General features: G+C 63.1%; 15 protein-coding genes. 10 read left to right on the top strand and 5 right to left on the bottom strand.

The features are described 5' to 3' along the window. Positions 1-79: 79 nt before the first annotated feature. Entirely contained in the window at positions 80-715 is a 636-nt protein-coding gene (gene folE / locus FJV80_RS10365) for a GTP cyclohydrolase I FolE (protein ID WP_095772815.1), read from the bottom strand. Between the two features lie 240 nt (positions 716-955). Here folE and FJV80_RS10360 point away from each other — a divergent pair, with 240 nt between their 5' ends. After that, complete coding sequence (locus FJV80_RS10360) at positions 956-1,402, top strand: iron-sulfur cluster assembly scaffold protein (RefSeq protein WP_142876304.1); 447 nt, start codon at positions 956-958, stop codon at positions 1,400-1,402. Between the two features lie 2 nt (positions 1,403-1,404). Then, positions 1,405-1,899 (top strand): cell envelope integrity protein TolA, encoded by a 495-nt coding sequence (locus FJV80_RS10355; RefSeq protein WP_142876303.1) that lies wholly within the window; start codon positions 1,405-1,407, stop codon positions 1,897-1,899. A 25-nt stretch (positions 1,900-1,924) separates the two neighbouring features. Here FJV80_RS10355 and FJV80_RS10350 read toward each other — a convergent pair whose 3' ends face one another. Further along, the gene (locus FJV80_RS10350) at positions 1,925-2,842 is read right to left on the bottom strand and encodes a LysR substrate-binding domain-containing protein (protein ID WP_095772812.1); all 918 of its coding nucleotides are present in this window, start codon (positions 2,840-2,842) and stop codon (positions 1,925-1,927) included. 334 nt (positions 2,843-3,176) lie between these two features. Here FJV80_RS10350 and yidD point away from each other — a divergent pair, with 334 nt between their 5' ends. Together yidD and blaOXA are read left to right on the top strand one after the other, a co-directional pair. After that, positions 3,177-3,551 (top strand): membrane protein insertion efficiency factor YidD, encoded by a 375-nt coding sequence (gene yidD / locus FJV80_RS10345; RefSeq protein ID WP_095772810.1) that lies wholly within the window; start codon positions 3,177-3,179, stop codon positions 3,549-3,551. Positions 3,552-3,701: 150 nt separating this feature from the next. Further along, on the top strand, positions 3,702-4,529 hold the full coding sequence (gene blaOXA / locus FJV80_RS10340; RefSeq protein WP_095790053.1) for a class D beta-lactamase: 828 nt from the start codon (positions 3,702-3,704) through the stop codon (positions 4,527-4,529). Between the two features lie 5 nt (positions 4,530-4,534). On the opposite strand, the gene FJV80_RS10335 is transcribed toward blaOXA, so the two are convergent. Further along, entirely contained in the window at positions 4,535-5,371 is an 837-nt protein-coding gene (locus FJV80_RS10335) for an SAM-dependent methyltransferase (RefSeq protein ID WP_142876361.1), read from the bottom strand. A 269-nt stretch (positions 5,372-5,640) separates the two neighbouring features. On the opposite strand from FJV80_RS10335, the gene thrS reads away from it, so the two are divergent. Continuing rightward, complete coding sequence (gene thrS, locus FJV80_RS10330) at positions 5,641-7,617, top strand: threonine--tRNA ligase (protein ID WP_142876302.1); 1,977 nt, start codon at positions 5,641-5,643, stop codon at positions 7,615-7,617. An 82-nt stretch (positions 7,618-7,699) separates the two neighbouring features. Further along, a complete protein-coding gene (locus FJV80_RS10325) occupies positions 7,700-8,638 on the top strand; it encodes a GNAT family N-acetyltransferase (RefSeq protein WP_095772806.1) in 939 nt (312 codons plus the stop codon). Between the two features lie 24 nt (positions 8,639-8,662). Here FJV80_RS10325 and FJV80_RS10320 read toward each other — a convergent pair whose 3' ends face one another. Continuing rightward, positions 8,663-9,625: a hypothetical protein gene (locus FJV80_RS10320; RefSeq protein WP_095772805.1), complete on the bottom strand. Its 963-nt coding sequence runs from the start codon at positions 9,623-9,625 to the stop codon at positions 8,663-8,665. Positions 9,626-9,779: 154 nt separating this feature from the next. Here FJV80_RS10320 and FJV80_RS10315 point away from each other — a divergent pair, with 154 nt between their 5' ends. Both FJV80_RS10315 and FJV80_RS10310 read left to right on the top strand, forming a co-directional pair. Continuing rightward, on the top strand, positions 9,780-10,364 hold the full coding sequence (locus FJV80_RS10315; protein WP_095772804.1) for a nitroreductase: 585 nt from the start codon (positions 9,780-9,782) through the stop codon (positions 10,362-10,364). Then, positions 10,365-10,973, top strand: coding sequence for a flavin reductase family protein (locus FJV80_RS10310; protein ID WP_095772803.1), 609 nt, complete (start codon positions 10,365-10,367; stop codon positions 10,971-10,973). Positions 10,974-10,991: 18 nt separating this feature from the next. Here the strand turns inward: FJV80_RS10310 and FJV80_RS10305 are convergent, their stop codons facing one another. Beyond that, the gene (locus FJV80_RS10305; RefSeq protein ID WP_095772802.1) at positions 10,992-11,702 is read right to left on the bottom strand and encodes a TetR/AcrR family transcriptional regulator; all 711 of its coding nucleotides are present in this window, start codon (positions 11,700-11,702) and stop codon (positions 10,992-10,994) included. Positions 11,703-11,847: 145 nt separating this feature from the next. Between FJV80_RS10305 and FJV80_RS10300 the strand changes: the two genes are divergently transcribed. Then, positions 11,848-12,522 (top strand): isoprenylcysteine carboxylmethyltransferase family protein, encoded by a 675-nt coding sequence (locus FJV80_RS10300; RefSeq protein ID WP_142876301.1) that lies wholly within the window; start codon positions 11,848-11,850, stop codon positions 12,520-12,522. Between the two features lie 164 nt (positions 12,523-12,686). After that, the gene (locus FJV80_RS10295) at positions 12,687-14,588 is read left to right on the top strand and encodes a hypothetical protein (protein ID WP_142876300.1); all 1,902 of its coding nucleotides are present in this window, start codon (positions 12,687-12,689) and stop codon (positions 14,586-14,588) included. Positions 14,589-14,592: the final 4 nt, after the last annotated feature.

The following is a 14,592-nucleotide window of genomic DNA, read 5'->3' as shown; positions in this document are numbered from 1 at the left end:
CTTCCTGTTTGACCATGATCTTACCCGAAAACCGGTCCGCGTTTTTCAGGATCATGGCCTAGCGATATCGGCCTAGACGTTATGCCCCGCCGCCGCGAACCATGGTGACGAAACGAACCTGCTCCTCGGGCGTGTCCTTGAAAACGCCGGTGAAGGTGGAGGTGAGCGTGGTGGAGCCCTGCTTGCGGATGCCGCGCATGGCCATGCACATGTGCTCGGCCTCGATCATGACGGCGACGCCGCGCGGGTTGAGCACATCCTGGATGACGCCGGCGATCTGCGCGGTCAGCGCTTCCTGCGTCTGCAGGCGATGGGCGAAGATATCGACGACCCGCGCGATCTTGGACAGGCCGACGACCTTGCCATCCGGCAGATAGCCGACATGCGCCTTGCCGATGATCGGCACCATGTGGTGCTCGCAATGCGAATGGAACTGGATATCCTTGACGATGACGAGATCGTCGTAGCCGGCGACCTCCTCGAAGGTGCGGCCGAGTTCATCGGCCGGGCACATGTCGTAGCCGCCGAACATTTCGCGGTAGGCCTTGGCCACGCGCTTGGGTGTGTCGATCAGCCCCTCGCGGTCCGGATTGTCGCCGGTCCAGCGCAGCAATGTGCGCACGGCGGCCTCGACCTCGGCCTCGCTCGGCCGGTCGGTGACCGGCTTTTCCATGTAGACGGACTGGGGCATGAGTTTCTTGATGACGGCATCCATAAAAGGCGTCTCCCGTAGTTCCTCTCCAAGGAGGAACGAGTTGAACGGACCACGACCTTTCGGTGTCGGAAACTCGCCCCGTTTCCAGCCCCGTAAGCGGCGTGAACTTCCCGGCCAGGACAGCGGCGCTCATCGCCTTGTCGTTACCGGACTGCCAGCATTATATAAGGTCGTAGCGAGCGAAAGGAAGACGCAGCAGCGGCAATCGCTGTTCGCTTGGCGGCGACGGATTGGAAAATAATGATCAACGATGTCTACAACGCGAAAATTCTCGGTTTTGCCGGAAACATCGCCCGCATCGGCCGGCTCGAGCATCCGGACGCGACCGCCAAGGCGCATTCCAAGCTGTGCGGTTCGACCGTTACGGTCGATCTCAAGATGGAGGACGGCGTGGTCACCGACTTTGCCCATGACGTGAAGGCCTGCGCGCTCGGCCAGGCGTCGTCCTCGATCATGGCGCAGCATGTCGTCGGCGCGAGCGCCGAGGAATTGCGCACGGTGCGCGACGCCATGCTGAAGATGCTGAAAGAGAATGGCGCGGCGCCGGAAGGGCGCTTCGCCGACCTCAAATATTTGGAGCCGGTGCGCGACTACAAGGCACGGCACGCCTCGACCATGCTGACCTTTGACGCCGTGGTCGACGCCATCGGCCAAATCGAGAAGAAGCGCGCCGAACAGGCGGCCTGATCTTGCCATTTCCCGTTCTGACGATGCGCGGACTTCGCGGCAGCCCGCGACACCGACCCTTTCATGGCCTGGTGTTCGTCTGGAGCCTTGCCGGCGCACTCATGTCAGGCTGTGGCTCGAGCCGGGCCGACGTGGCAGTCACGCGGGATATCCACGACTATCTCATGAAGGCTATCCAGACCTGTTGGGCAGTGCCTGCAAATGCCACGAGTGTTGCGCGCGTCCGGATCAGCCTGAACAAGGACGGCTCTCTCGCCGGTCCGCCAAAAATCCTCGATCCTGTCACACCACAGCCGGACAAGGTCGCCGAGGCTGCCGTCAGGGCCATCAAGCGTTGTGCGCCGTTTCCCGGCCTGACGTCCTATGCGGCGCACTACGATCTGTGGCGCGAGGTCGTCCTCACATTCCACCCGGCACAGGACACGTCGGGCGGGCGTCCAGCAGTCGGGGTAAACGACATCGACAAGCTTCTCGATAAATACAAGAACGCAAAGTAGCGGGAGCCCCGGCCCGGAAACCGGCTTAGACCTTTGCTTCCAATGTCCGTCTGCTTGAGGCAAATTCACTTCGGATCCAGTCGGCGAACGCTGCGGCCGGCTCGGAAAGCTCCTTCAAGCTCCTGGCCACCAGCCAGTAGCCGCCGGACGCAACGTCGATGTCGAACGGCTTGACCAGCGCGCCGGTTTCGAGCTCGTTGCCGATCTGCAAGAGATCGCCCAACGCCACGCCATGTCCGAGCAGGGCGGCCTGCTTTGAAAGCGATATATCCGCCAGCATCGGCCCGCGCGCGGGCACGGCATCGGCCGGCACGCCGGCGGCTTCGAACCAGCGCGTCCAGCCCTGGCGATTCTCCTCATGCAAAAGTGTGTAGCGGGCAAGGTCGATCGGCTTTTCGAGGGGAGGGCCCGAGGCGAGCAGCGCCGGCGACAAAACCGGTGAATCGACTGTGGAGGCAAGCCGCTCCGCCTGGTTGCGCGGCCACGAGGTCGCCTTTGCGCTGAAGCGCAAGGCAAGCTCGGGCTGATCGCTGCGGAATTCGATCAGCCTGGCATCGACTTCGAGGGACACGTCGATATCGGGCCGCAACTGGCGAAACCGGTTGAGCCGAGGCACCAGCCAGACGGAGGCAAGCGACGGCTCGACGCTGACGCGAACCACGGATTGCGCGGGGGCGGCGACCAATTCCGAAAGCAGTTTGTCGATGTCGTCGAAACTCCTGACCAGTTGGGCGAGCAGCCGGCGGCCGGTGTCGGTCAGTTCGACGCGGCGATGGTGACGTTCGAACAAGGGCTGGCGCAGGAAGGTTTCAAGTTCGCGGATCTGGCGGCTGATCGCCGCCTGGGAAACGAAAAGCTCCTCTGCGGCCTTGCTGAAGCTCAGGTGCCGGCCCGCCGCCTCGAAACTTCTCAATGCAGTCAACGGCAGCCGCCCGCGCTTCATTCGCATAACCCAGGATTATCCGAAGTGGAAATTATACTCGTTTGAAGGCCAAGGCCAGCGGCGATCTAATCGCGTCAAAGGAGACCGACCATGATCCAGTTCCTGAGCATCCTTGGCGATGTCATGCGGATCGCAACATTCCAATGGCGTGACGAAAGCCACCATGCAAAGTGCGGCGAGGAGCCTGTCCGCAACGGCCGCTGGGCGCCTCCGGTTGACAGGCTGCCGTCTCGTCGCTCCCGCCCATGACAGCACAGGGGAGCAAGGGGCAGGGATTGCGTTCTCCCGACGAAGCTCACATCTATCGCACGGGAAACGCGATACGGAGACTGCGGTGCACGACCCGCACGGGCATGCCCATACTGTCAGACCGCCGGGGCGAGGGCGCAACTGGCCCGGCCCGTGGCGCAAGACGCCTGGCCGTCTCGTCGGCACTTCGCTCGTGCGTCTCTACCAGCTGACGCTGTCCGGCTTTGTCGGCAATTCCTGCCGGCATCTGCCGACCTGTTCCGAATACGCGCATGAGGCGATCGCCCGCCACGGCCTGTGGGCCGGCGGCTGGATGGGGTTTTTCAGGGTGCTGCGCTGCGGGCCGTTCGGCACGCACGGTGTCGACCTCGTGCCGGAGTTGCTGGCGGATCGCTACGTCTGGTTCATGCCGTGGCGATACTGGCGGATCGGAAAGAAGCGTGGCGAAGCAAAGGGCTGATCGCACCTGACGGGTTTTGCGCGGGCGTCTCGTTCTTTACGAACTGGTAGGGTTAACGCCAGCCTGCACAACAACTGCGCATTTGAGACAAAATCGAGACAAGAGACCTCGCTAAGCCCGCTCGCGAACACCCTTCTGGAGCGAGCATCAATGCGTAACATCGACCGTCTTCCCTTTATCCTGGCTGGAGTCCTCTTCCTGCTCGCCTGGTTGCTGGGGTTCCCGATGCGCGCGCAATCGGCGCCGCTTGGGGATGTGCAGTGCACCCTCATTGCCGATGCGGCGAGCGGCAAGGTGCTTTACCAGGACGGCACCTGCGACCAGCGGTTCAGCCCGGCCTCGACGTTCAAGGTGCCGCTTTCGCTGATCGGCTATGACGCCGGCATCCTGGGCGACGAGCACACGCCGAGCTGGGACTACAAGCCAGAGTTCGCGGCCGTGAAGCGGGACCAGAAGACAGTCGACCCGACGATCTGGGAGAAGGATTCGATCCTCTGGTATTCGCGTGAAATCACTCGCAAGCTTGGACCCGAGAGCTTTGCCGGCTATGTCTCGAAACTCGACTATGGCAACAAAGACGTTTCCGGCAATCCCGGCAAGAATGACGGGCTTACCCATTCCTGGGTCAACTCCTCGCTCAAGATCACGCCGGTTGAGCAGGTCGATTTCCTGCGCAAGCTGCTGGCGCGCAAATTGCCGGTCTCGGCCAAGGCCTACGACATGACGTCAGCCATCATCCCGACGTTCCAGGCCGGAGGCTGGACGGTGCAAGGCAAGACTGGCAGCACAAGGCTGGCCAATGATGCCGACAAGATCAGGGACAAGCGTTCGCTCGGCTGGTTCGTCGGCTGGGCGAAAAAGGACGGCCAGCAGATCGTCTTTGCCCGCCTTGTTGTCGATGCCACCCGCACCGATATGCCAAAAGGCCTCAAAACGCGGGCGGCGTTTCTGAAAGACCTGCCACTGCTGGTGAAATAGGTCGCTCAGATGCTCCTGCGCGCGCGGATGATGTGGCCGCCGGAATTGTTCGTCATTTCCTTCGGGGCCTCGGAAAAACGGGCGGCGATATCGCCGCTCTCGATATCTTCAATCTCGTCGAAGCCGAGCTCGCCCATGGATTTCGCCAGCTCGGCCGGCACGAAGAAGCTGATCCATGGCTCCCCGACAGACGCGACGCGGGCCGCATGGAAGGCCAGCGCCGCCTGTCCCGCCGCGCTGCGGTTCGCAGCCGGTTCGCTGTAGTCGAACACGACCTCCGAGCCGGGGACACTGGCTATCCAGAACAAGGTTTTGAAGATCGCTTCCTTCGTCAGGTAGGGAACGACCCCCAGCCAGATGAAGAAGCTCGGCGCGGTCGACTGCAAACCGGCCGCGGCGAGTTCCGCAGACAGGCTTTGCCGCTCGAAATCGACCGGCACGAATCTGGTGGCGGCTGGCTCGGCGAGACCGCTGTCGGCAATGCATTTGCGTTTCCAGGCTTGCGTGGCCGGGTGATCGACTTCGAACACGCTGAGGTCCCGATACGGATTGCGCAGCGAAAACGTATCGAGGCCAGCGCCAAGCACGACGAGTTGGCGGACACCGCGACGCACCGCCGCCGCCAGCCAGTCCTCGGCGAAGCGGGCGCGCGCTGCCACGAACAGGCGCATGCGCCGGCGGCGCTCGTCTTCTTGCTCAAGCTCGCGCGCCGCGGGAGCGGCTTCACCCAGAATCGCGATCGCGTAGGGATCGCGAAACAACCCTGCCTGCGGTGAAAATTGATGCAGAGCCCTCATGCGGGCGACGCCAAGGGCGGTTCGGCTGGGTGTTGCGTTTTCCATATCGGCAATTCCAGACGATTGCGGGGATGTTCGCAAGCCTGGGCGGAGGGCTGCGACATCACTGCCGACATTTCCTGACGGCCGGCCAGTCAGCACTCTTTACCTGGCCCGGCACTGCCTCTAAAACCCGCGCGCTGCCGTTTGTCCATGTGATTTGGCGCATCCGGCTTTATCTTGTGTATGTCGTAACCCCAGGACCATCATACATTTTTGGGTGACATGCATTTCAACCACCCGCGCTCGTTTGCGGGACTGGATAGGAGAACCATATGCTGAATTCCGTTTCCCTGACATTTCCCGATGGCTCCGTCCGCGACTACGACGCGGCGATGACCGGTGCCGGCCTTGCCGAATCGATCTCGAAGTCGCTGGCCAAGAAGGCCGTCGCCTACGCTATTGACGGCACCGTGCGTGACCTCAGCGACCCGCTCGGCAAGTCCGGCAAGGTCGAGATCATCACCCGCGACGATGCGCGCGCTCTCGAGCTTATCCGCCACGACACAGCGCACGTGCTGGCGGAGGCCGTGCAGGAATTGTGGCCGGGAACGCAGGTGACCATCGGTCCGGTGATCGAGAACGGATTCTATTACGACTTCGCCCGCAACGAGCCGTTCACACCGGACGACTTTCCGGTGATCGAGAAGAAGATGCGCGAGATCATCGCGCGCAACAAGCCGTTCACCAAGGAAGTCTGGTCGCGCGACAAGGCGAAAAAGGTCTTCGCCGACAAGGGCGAGCGCTACAAGCTGGAATTGATCGACGCCATTGCCGAGGATCAGGACCTCAAGATCTATGCCCAGGGCGACTGGTTCGATCTCTGCCGTGGCCCGCACATGGCCTCGACCGGCCAGATCGGCAACGCCTTCAAGCTGATGAAGGTGGCCGGTGCCTATTGGCGCGGCGATTCGAACAACCCGATGCTGACGCGCATCTACGGCACGGCCTGGGCCGACCAGGCGCAGCTCGAAGCCTACCAGACGATGCTGGAGGAGGCCGAGAAGCGCGACCACCGCAAGCTCGGGCGGGAGATGGACCTCTTCCATTTCCAGGAAGAGGGGCCGGGCGTTGTCTTCTGGCACGCCAAGGGCTGGAAGATGTTCCAGAACCTGGTCAATTACATGCGACGCCGCCTCGACGAGCAGGGCTATCAGGAGGTCAACGCGCCGCAGGTGCTCGACAAGAGCCTGTGGGAAACGTCGGGCCATTGGGGCTGGTATCGCGACGCCATGTTCAAGGTGACGGTTGCCGGCGACGATACCGACGACGACCGCGTCTTCGCGCTGAAGCCGATGAACTGCCCTGGCCACGTGCAGATTTTCAAGCATGGGTTGAAGTCTTATCGCGATCTGCCCGTAAAACTTGCGGAATTCGGCAATGTGCATCGCTACGAACCGTCGGGCGCGCTGCATGGGCTCATGCGTGTGCGCGGCTTCACGCAGGATGACGCGCATATCTTCTGCACCGAGGAGCAGCTGGCGTCGGAATGCCTGCGCATCAACGATTTGATCCTGTCGACCTATGCTGATTTCGGTTTCGACGAAATCAGCGTCAAGCTGTCGACGCGGCCGGACAAGCGCGTCGGCACCGACGAGGCCTGGGATCATGCCGAGGCGATCATGGGCAGCGTGCTGGAGACGATCAGGACGCGGTCCGGCAACCGGATCAAGACCTCGATCAATCCGGGCGAGGGCGCCTTCTATGGGCCGAAGTTCGAATATGTGTTGAAGGACGCCATCGGCCGCGAATGGCAATGCGGCACCACGCAGGTCGATTTCAACCTGCCGGAACGCTTTGGCGCCTTCTATATCGGCTCGGATTCGGAGAAGAAGCAGCCGGTCATGGTGCACCGCGCCATCTGCGGTTCGATGGAGCGCTTCCTCGGCATCCTGATCGAGAATTATTCCGGCCATTTCCCGCTGTGGTTCGCGCCGCTGCAGGTGGTGGTGGCAACGATCACATCGGATGCGGACAGCTACGCGACCGAGGTGGTGGCAAAGTTGAAGGCCGCCGGTCTGCTGGCGGAAGCCGATCTGCGCAACGAGAAGATCAACTACAAGGTCCGCGAACACTCGCTGGCCAAGGTGCCGGTCATCCTCGTGTGCGGCAAACGCGAGGCGGAGGAACAGACGGTCAACATCCGCCGGCTCGGCTCGCGCGACCAGGAATCGCTTGGCCTTGCCGAGGCGATCACGCAACTGACCGAAGAGGCCGTTACGCCGGACCGCAGGCGCAAACGCGCGGCCTGATCCGTTAGTTCCCAGGAATGGCGGTGGAGCGATCCACCGCCATTTTCATATCCCTGTCACGCCAACCTTGTAACGAGCCCTCATGCTCAAGCTGAAGACGCGCGAAAAACCGTTTCCCGAGCTTTCCTATGCCAATCCGCGACAGCCGGCGCTGACGCGCTGGGTCATCCATTCCATTGAAGGCCTGTCGGGGCGCGACCGCTATGCCGCGCTCTATGATTTCTGGCGCCGCCAGGTGGTGCCATCAGGCGAGCGCGTGTTCAGCCGCATGCTCGACCTGATCGACGTGCGGATCCGCACCGCCGACCAATGGCCGCCCGCACCATTGCCGGACACACCGCTGGTGATCGTGGCCAACCATCCGTTCGGCATTGGCGACGGCATTGCCGTGCTGTCGCTGGCGGAGCAGTTGGGGCGGCCGTTCCGGGTGATGATCCACAAGGATCTGCTCAAGATCCGCGAGATGGAGCCCTATTCGCTGCCGATCGACTTTTCCGAGACCAAGGAAGCGCTGAAGAACAACATGGCCGTACGCCACGAGGCGGTACGGCTGCTGAAGGAGGGTGTCACCATCGTGGTGTTCCCCGCCGGTGGCGTCGCCACCGCGCCGAAAGGCTTTGGCCGGGCGCGCGACCTGCCATGGAAGATGTTTCCGGCGCGTCTGGTGCAGGATGCCAAGGCGTCCGTCATTCCGATGCATTTCTCCGGACAGAATGGCAGGCTGTTCCATCTGGTCAGCGGGCCGATGAACATGGCCGAGCGCGATGGCCGCGTGGCCAAATTCGTCGGCAAGGCTTCGCTGACGCTGCGCCTTTCGATGCTCATCCACGAATTCGCGCGGCTGTCCGGCAAGGCGATCGACGTGCGCGTCGGCGACGTTCTGAGCTGGAGCGAACTGGAGCCGCTGCGCGACCGCAAGGCATTGCTCGACCGGCTTTACCGCGGTGTGTTCGACCTGGCACCGCAGGTGCCGCGCCGCCGGATTCCCTTCCTGCCCGCGCGGACCAAGCTGGCCGCCTGAAAGCTAGAGAATTCGCAGCGGAGGCTAGTCCGCGCCTTCTTCGGGGTCCATGGCCGCCGCTTCGGTCGCCAGAACCTCGATTTCCTGGTTCTGCCCGGCCACGACCGTGAAATCCTTCTGATAGATGCGGTCGCGGTTCTTGGCGATGATGGTGTAGTCGCCCTCGGCAAGCACCATCGAGGCGAAGGCACCGACGGTCTCCTTGATCGGATCGCCGGATTCGTTCAGCAGCGACCATGACGTGTCGGCGATGGCCTCGCCACCGGCTTCGCGCACCAGCTTCATGGTGATCTCGGCGGCATGATGCTCGACAGTGGCTTCCGTCAGCTTGCCGGCCTCGACGCGAATGTCGGAGCGGATCACCGCATTGACCGCACCGTAGGTCGAGACGACATGGTAGATGCCGGCATTGAGCCGCACGACGCTGTTGGGTTCGACATCGGGAATGATCAGCGCGCGGTCGCCATTGGCCTCGGCGGTGCCCTCATAGATCGAGAAGCGCAGTTTTTTCGGGGGAATGCGCACGCCGCCGGACAGGACCGCGTCGAGCTTCAGGCCACCGGCGTCGAGCACCAGGCTTTCGCGCTTGGCTTCCTTGCCGACAGTGATGCGCTTGGTGGCGCCGGCGCGGCCATAGGAGGCATGGACCAGATAGCTGCCGGGTTCGAGCTGGAAGACGGCGCTGCCGCCATGCGCCGAGGCGACCATCGGCAATTTGCCGTTGACGGCTTCGGGCTTGAAGACACGCCAGACGAGGCCGCGGGTGATATCGGTGCCCTTGTCGGTCAGCTGCGCCGACAAAGTGATGGCGCCACCGCCGCCGAGCGCCAGCGGGGCTTCGCTCTTTGGCGTCGCGTAGCTCGAAATTCCGGGGAGTTTCAGGTCGCTGACGCCGTCCTTTTCCTGCCCAGCAGCCAGGGAGACCGGCAGCAGGAACAGCGCGGCGCAGAGCCAGACCAGGAAAAGACGCAGTCGCCCCTCAAACATGCCTTGCGTTGAAGCCCATGGCGGTGGCAATTTCAAGGCTTAAGAGTCCGATCGATAGACTCTTCAGCCGGCGCTTGCGCGCCTTTGCCCGAGCCGCCCGAATTCCCGATGGTGCGCTTCAGCTCAAAACAGAGTGTTCAGGAGACTTGCGCCCATGGCGTCGCCGATCATCGACTTCCTGCTGACCCGAAATTCAGCGCCGATTCCGGACCTCAAGGAGCCGGCGCCGAGCGACGCCGATATCGCAACGATGATCGCCGCCGCCACGCGCGTGCCTGACCATGGCCGGCTCGAGCCCTGGCGCTTCATCCTCTATCGCGGCGATGCCCGCATCGAGATCGGCAGGAAGCTAGCGACGCTTGCCGAACAGCGGGAAGGGCCGCTGCCCGAGGGCCGCCGCAACCAGGAACTGGCGCGCTTCTCCCGCGCGCCGCTGGTGATCGGCGTGGTGTCGGTGCCGAAAGAGAACCCCAAGATCCCGCAATGGGAGATGTTCCTGTCCGGCGGCATGGCGGCGATGAACCTTATGATCGCAGCCAATGCGCTGGGATATGGCACCAACATGATCAGCAACTGGTATTCCGACGTGGCGGAGGGCAGGGCGATCCTCGGACTGGCGCCGCAGGAGCGCGTCGTCGGTTTCATCCATATCGGCTCCTATGCCGGCCCGGCGCCGGAGCGGCCACGGCCCGATCCGGCAAAGCTCTATGCCGACTACTCAGGAGCCTGGGCAGGCTGAATGTTCTACGAGCCGCCCAAGGGACACGGGCTGCCGCACGATCCGTCGAAGGCGATCGTGGCGCCGCGGCCGATCGGCTGGATATCGACGCTGAACGGGGCAGGCGAGATCAACCTGGCGCCATACTCCTTCTTCAATGCTGTTTCGACGCGGCCGTTCATCGTCTGGTTCTCCTCGGAGGGCGAGAAGGACAGCGCCACCTTTGCCCAGGAGACCGGCGAGTTCGTCGCCAATCTGGTCAGCCGCGATCTCGCGGAGAAGATGAATTATACGTCCGTCAACGCGCCGCGCGGCGTCAACGAGTTCGTCTATGCCGATCTCGCCATGGCGCCTTCGCGTCTCGTGAAGCCACCGCGCGTGGCGGCCGCGCCTGCCGCGCTGGAATGCCGGGTGACGGAGGTGTTTCGCCCGAAGGCGCTGGATGGAACGCCGACGAGCGCCGTCGTTGTCGCCGGTGAGGTGGTCGGCGTGCACATTGACGACGCCTTCCTGAAAGATGGCCTGTTCGACATCATCAAGGCTGGCAATGTGGCTCGGCTCGGCTACATGGACTACGCCTGCGTCAATGAGGTCTTCTCGATGCGCCGGCCACGCTGGAGCAAGGAGTAGGTTTCTGGACCTGGCAAGTCACCGCGCCTTGTCGGCTTTCCGTCGGGCCGTCATGACGGCTCTGATATAGCCGGGTTCCCCGATCCGAATGCTGCCGTCGGGAAGGCCGAGGATGCGGTCGAGAGCGATTTCGTAGAGCCTGACGCGTTGTTCCAGGACTTTGATCGCGACCTCCATATCGGCGTCGCTACCGCCGGCGATCGCCTTGGCGACGACATCGTGCGTGGCCAAGCCGAACTGCATGACGATATCGGCGACACCCTCCGGATCGAAGGTCCTGAAGGTGCCGTCTTCGACACCTTGCCGGATGATCTTGACCAGCAGGGGCGAAAACGACGCGTTGGCCGCCAGGTTGATGCGGTGGAAAAGCACCAGATTCTCCGGCCGGAACATCGTTTCGAAAAGAGCCCAGGCCTCCGCCGCGGTCTCGATCTTGGCCTGCCGCGACTGGCTGAGCAGGCTGTTCAGCCGGCCAAGTGGGTCGAGGCCGGGATCGTCGAGTATACCCTGGACCCCAGCCAGTGCCTGCCGCGCGAAACGGTCAGCCAAGGCTTCCAGAAGAGCCTCCTTGGAGGGGAAGTAGTGATAGAAGGCGCCCTTCGAGATGCCGGCGGAGGCAATCACGTCGTTGAGGCTCGCTCTGTCGTAGCCCTGCGTCAGGAACAGGGCCTGGGCATGGTCCAGAATGTCTTCTCGCCTGATCTCTGGATGCTTGATGACACGGGGCATGACGAAACCTTCTGCACGCGACGGCCTTTCCCGTCCAGCACGGATATCAGATAGTTCGCTTGAAATACAGACCACTGGTCGGTATGATAGACCATTGGTCTGTTTCGGCCAATGCGGGCGAGGGGCATAACGTGGAAGGTCGATCATGATCGCGAAATTGGTGTTTCAGACATTCATCTGGTTCGGCGTCATGGGCGCCTTGCTCTTCCTGTCGGCCGGAACGCTGCATTGGCCCGGGGCGTGGGTCTATCTGATGGTGATGGTGGGGCTCAGCCTCACCATGGGCGTGGCGCTGGCGCGGCGCGATCCGGGCCTGATGAACGAGCGGCTGAGCCCTCCCATCCAGAAGAATCAGACCGCGGCCGACAAGGTCCTGCTCTCCATACTTCTCATCGGCATCTTCGGCTGGCTGAGCTTCATGGGATTCGACTTCCGTTTCGGCTGGTCGGCGGTCCCCTTCTGGGCGCAGGCGGTCGGCGCGCTGGTCCTGCTGGTCGGAATCTGGATCTGCTACCTGACCATGCTGGAGAACAGTTTCGCGGCCCCCGTGGTGAAGATCCAGGACGAACGTGGACAGCGCGTGATCACCACGGGACCCTACAGCTACGTTCGCCACCCGATGTATGCCGGCGCCATCCTCTTCTTCGCCGGCACCGCACTCCTGCTTGGCTCCTGGTGGGGGCTGGTATCCGTGCTCGTGTTCATCGTTCTCCTCGCCATGCGCACCTTCATCGAGGAGAAGACCCTGCGCACCGGCCTGCGCGGCTATGACGACTACGCAACCCGGGTCCGCTACCGCCTGATCCCGATGGTCTGGTAGCCGCCGCACCAGACCGGCGCGTCAGGTTCGCCTCACGGCGGCTTCCTTGGCAGTGACCGCGAAAAACGATTCCCCTTCCTCCGAACACACGCTAAGAGAGCGGCTTCGGCGATGCGTTGGGGTTGGCGCATCGACCTTGGGGATAGTGCGGGGGCACCACTGGCATGAAGAGACGAGACACGCTGGAAACCCGGCTGCGCTACGGCTTTGACAAGAGCATGGCCGCCGGCCCGATCGCGCTGATCGGCTGGCTTGCAGTCGTTTCCCTGCTGATCATCATCGCCGCCGCGGCTTTCCTTACCGTGACCCGCATCGCGCCGGAGGGTGGCGAGCCTCTGAATTTCTTCGAGGCGTTCTGGGAATCGCTGATGCGCACGCTCGATTCCGGGACGATGGGCGGCGACACAGGCTGGGCCTTCCGCCTCGTCATGCTGGCCGTCACGCTTGCCGGCATCTTCGTCGTATCGGCCCTCATCGGCGTGCTCAGCGCCGGCGTCGACGGCAAGCTCGACGAATTGCGCAAGGGCCGTTCTCGGGTGCTGGAGGCCGATCACACCATCATCCTCAACTGGTCGCCGTCGATCTTCGACGTCATCTCCGAACTCGTCATTGCCAATGCCAGCCGTCGCCGTCCGCGCATCGTCGTCATGGCCAATATGGACAAGGTCGCGATGGAGGATGAGATCGCGGCCAAGGTCGGCAAACTGGGCAACACGCGCATCATCTGCCGCAGCGGCGATCCGACCGATCTCTATGATCTCGCCATCGTCAATCCGCAGACCTCGCGGTCGGTCATCGTGCTGTCGCCGGACGGTGACGATCCGGATTCGCAGGTCATCAAGACGGTGCTGGCGCTGGTCAACGACCCAAGCCGGCGCACCGACCCCTACAACATCGCCGCCGAGATCCGCGACGGCAAGAATGCCGAGGTCGCCCGCGTCGTCGGCGGGTCCGAGGTGCAGCTCGTGCTGGCCGATCAGCTGATCTCGCGCATCGTCGTGCATTCGAGCCGGCAGTCGGGCCTCAGCGGCGTCTATTCGGAGCTGCTCGATTTCGACGGCTGCGAGATCTACACGACCGCGCAGCCGGAACTCACCGGCAAGACGTTCGGCGAGGCGGTGATGGCCTATGAGCATTGCGCGCTGATCGGGCTTTGCGACCAAAAGGGGCGCGTCAATCTCAACCCGCCGTCGGATACGGTGATCGGCAAGGACATGCGCGCCATCATCATCGCCGAGGACGATGCCGCGATCAGGCTCGGCAGCACCGGGATCAAGATCAATGCGGCGGCGATCCGCGGCCCCCGGCCCGTCGAGGCGAAGCCGGAGCGCACGCTGATCCTCGGCTGGAACCGGCGCGGTCCGATCATCACCTATGAACTGTCGCGCTATGTCGCGCCTGGTTCGATCCTGACCATCGCCGCCGATACGCCTGGCCTCGAGCAGGAAGTTGCCGGACTGCCGGTCGCCGGCGACAATCTGGAGGTTTCCTGCCGCATCACCGACACGTCGAGCAGCACGGCACTTTCAAGCCTAGACGTGCCTTCCTACGACCACGTGCTGGTCCTCGGCTACAGCGAAACCATGGCCGCGCAGCCGGCCGACACGCGCACGCTGGTGACACTGCTGCATCTGCGCAAGATCGCCGATGATGCCGGCCTGCACATCTCCATCGTCAGCGAGATGATCGACGTGCGCAACCGCGAGCTTGCGGCGGTGACCAAGGCCGAAGATTTCGTCGTCAGCAACCGGCTGGTCAGTCTGATGCTGGCGCAGGCGTCCGAGAACCAATATCTCGCCGCGATCTTCGATGATCTGCTCGACGAGCAGGGCTCCGAAATCTACATGCGGCCGGTCGCCGACTATGTCGCCATCGACCAGCCCTTGACCTTCTGGACGATTGCGGAATCGGCGCGGCTGCGCGGCGAGATCGCGATAGGCTACCGGCGCATCCGCGCCGGAGTTGCCGACCAGCGGGCGCTGGGCGGCGTCACCGTCAATCCCCTGAGGTCGGAAGCGCTGGCCTATCTGCCGGAGGATCGGATCATCGTGCTGGCGCGGGACTGACGAG

It is taken from the genome of Mesorhizobium sp. WSM4310 (assembly GCF_007003935.1).
In the GTDB taxonomy this organism is placed as follows: Bacteria; Pseudomonadota; Alphaproteobacteria; order Rhizobiales; family Rhizobiaceae; genus Mesorhizobium.
This window is presented reverse-complemented; position numbering and strand designations above follow the sequence as displayed.

Coding starts and splice junctions, on each gene's coding strand:
- folE (WP_095772815.1), bottom strand. CDS start 715: ATGGATGCCGTCATCAAGAAACTCATGCCCCAGTCCGTCTACATGGAA.
- FJV80_RS10295 (WP_142876300.1), top strand. CDS start 12,687: ATGAAGAGACGAGACACGCTGGAAACCCGGCTGCGCTACGGCTTTGAC.
- blaOXA (WP_095790053.1), top strand. CDS start 3,702: ATGCGTAACATCGACCGTCTTCCCTTTATCCTGGCTGGAGTCCTCTTC.
- FJV80_RS10320 (WP_095772805.1), bottom strand. CDS start 9,625: ATGTTTGAGGGGCGACTGCGTCTTTTCCTGGTCTGGCTCTGCGCCGCG.
- FJV80_RS10315 (WP_095772804.1), top strand. CDS start 9,780: ATGGCGTCGCCGATCATCGACTTCCTGCTGACCCGAAATTCAGCGCCG.
- FJV80_RS10325 (WP_095772806.1), top strand. CDS start 7,700: ATGCTCAAGCTGAAGACGCGCGAAAAACCGTTTCCCGAGCTTTCCTAT.
- FJV80_RS10335 (WP_142876361.1), bottom strand. CDS start 5,371: ATGGAAAACGCAACACCCAGCCGAACCGCCCTTGGCGTCGCCCGCATG.
- FJV80_RS10350 (WP_095772812.1), bottom strand. CDS start 2,842: ATGAAGCGCGGGCGGCTGCCGTTGACTGCATTGAGAAGTTTCGAGGCG.
- thrS (WP_142876302.1), top strand. CDS start 5,641: ATGCTGAATTCCGTTTCCCTGACATTTCCCGATGGCTCCGTCCGCGAC.
- FJV80_RS10360 (WP_142876304.1), top strand. CDS start 956: ATGATCAACGATGTCTACAACGCGAAAATTCTCGGTTTTGCCGGAAAC.
- FJV80_RS10310 (WP_095772803.1), top strand. CDS start 10,365: ATGTTCTACGAGCCGCCCAAGGGACACGGGCTGCCGCACGATCCGTCG.
- FJV80_RS10300 (WP_142876301.1), top strand. CDS start 11,848: ATGATCGCGAAATTGGTGTTTCAGACATTCATCTGGTTCGGCGTCATG.
- FJV80_RS10305 (WP_095772802.1), bottom strand. CDS start 11,702: ATGCCCCGTGTCATCAAGCATCCAGAGATCAGGCGAGAAGACATTCTG.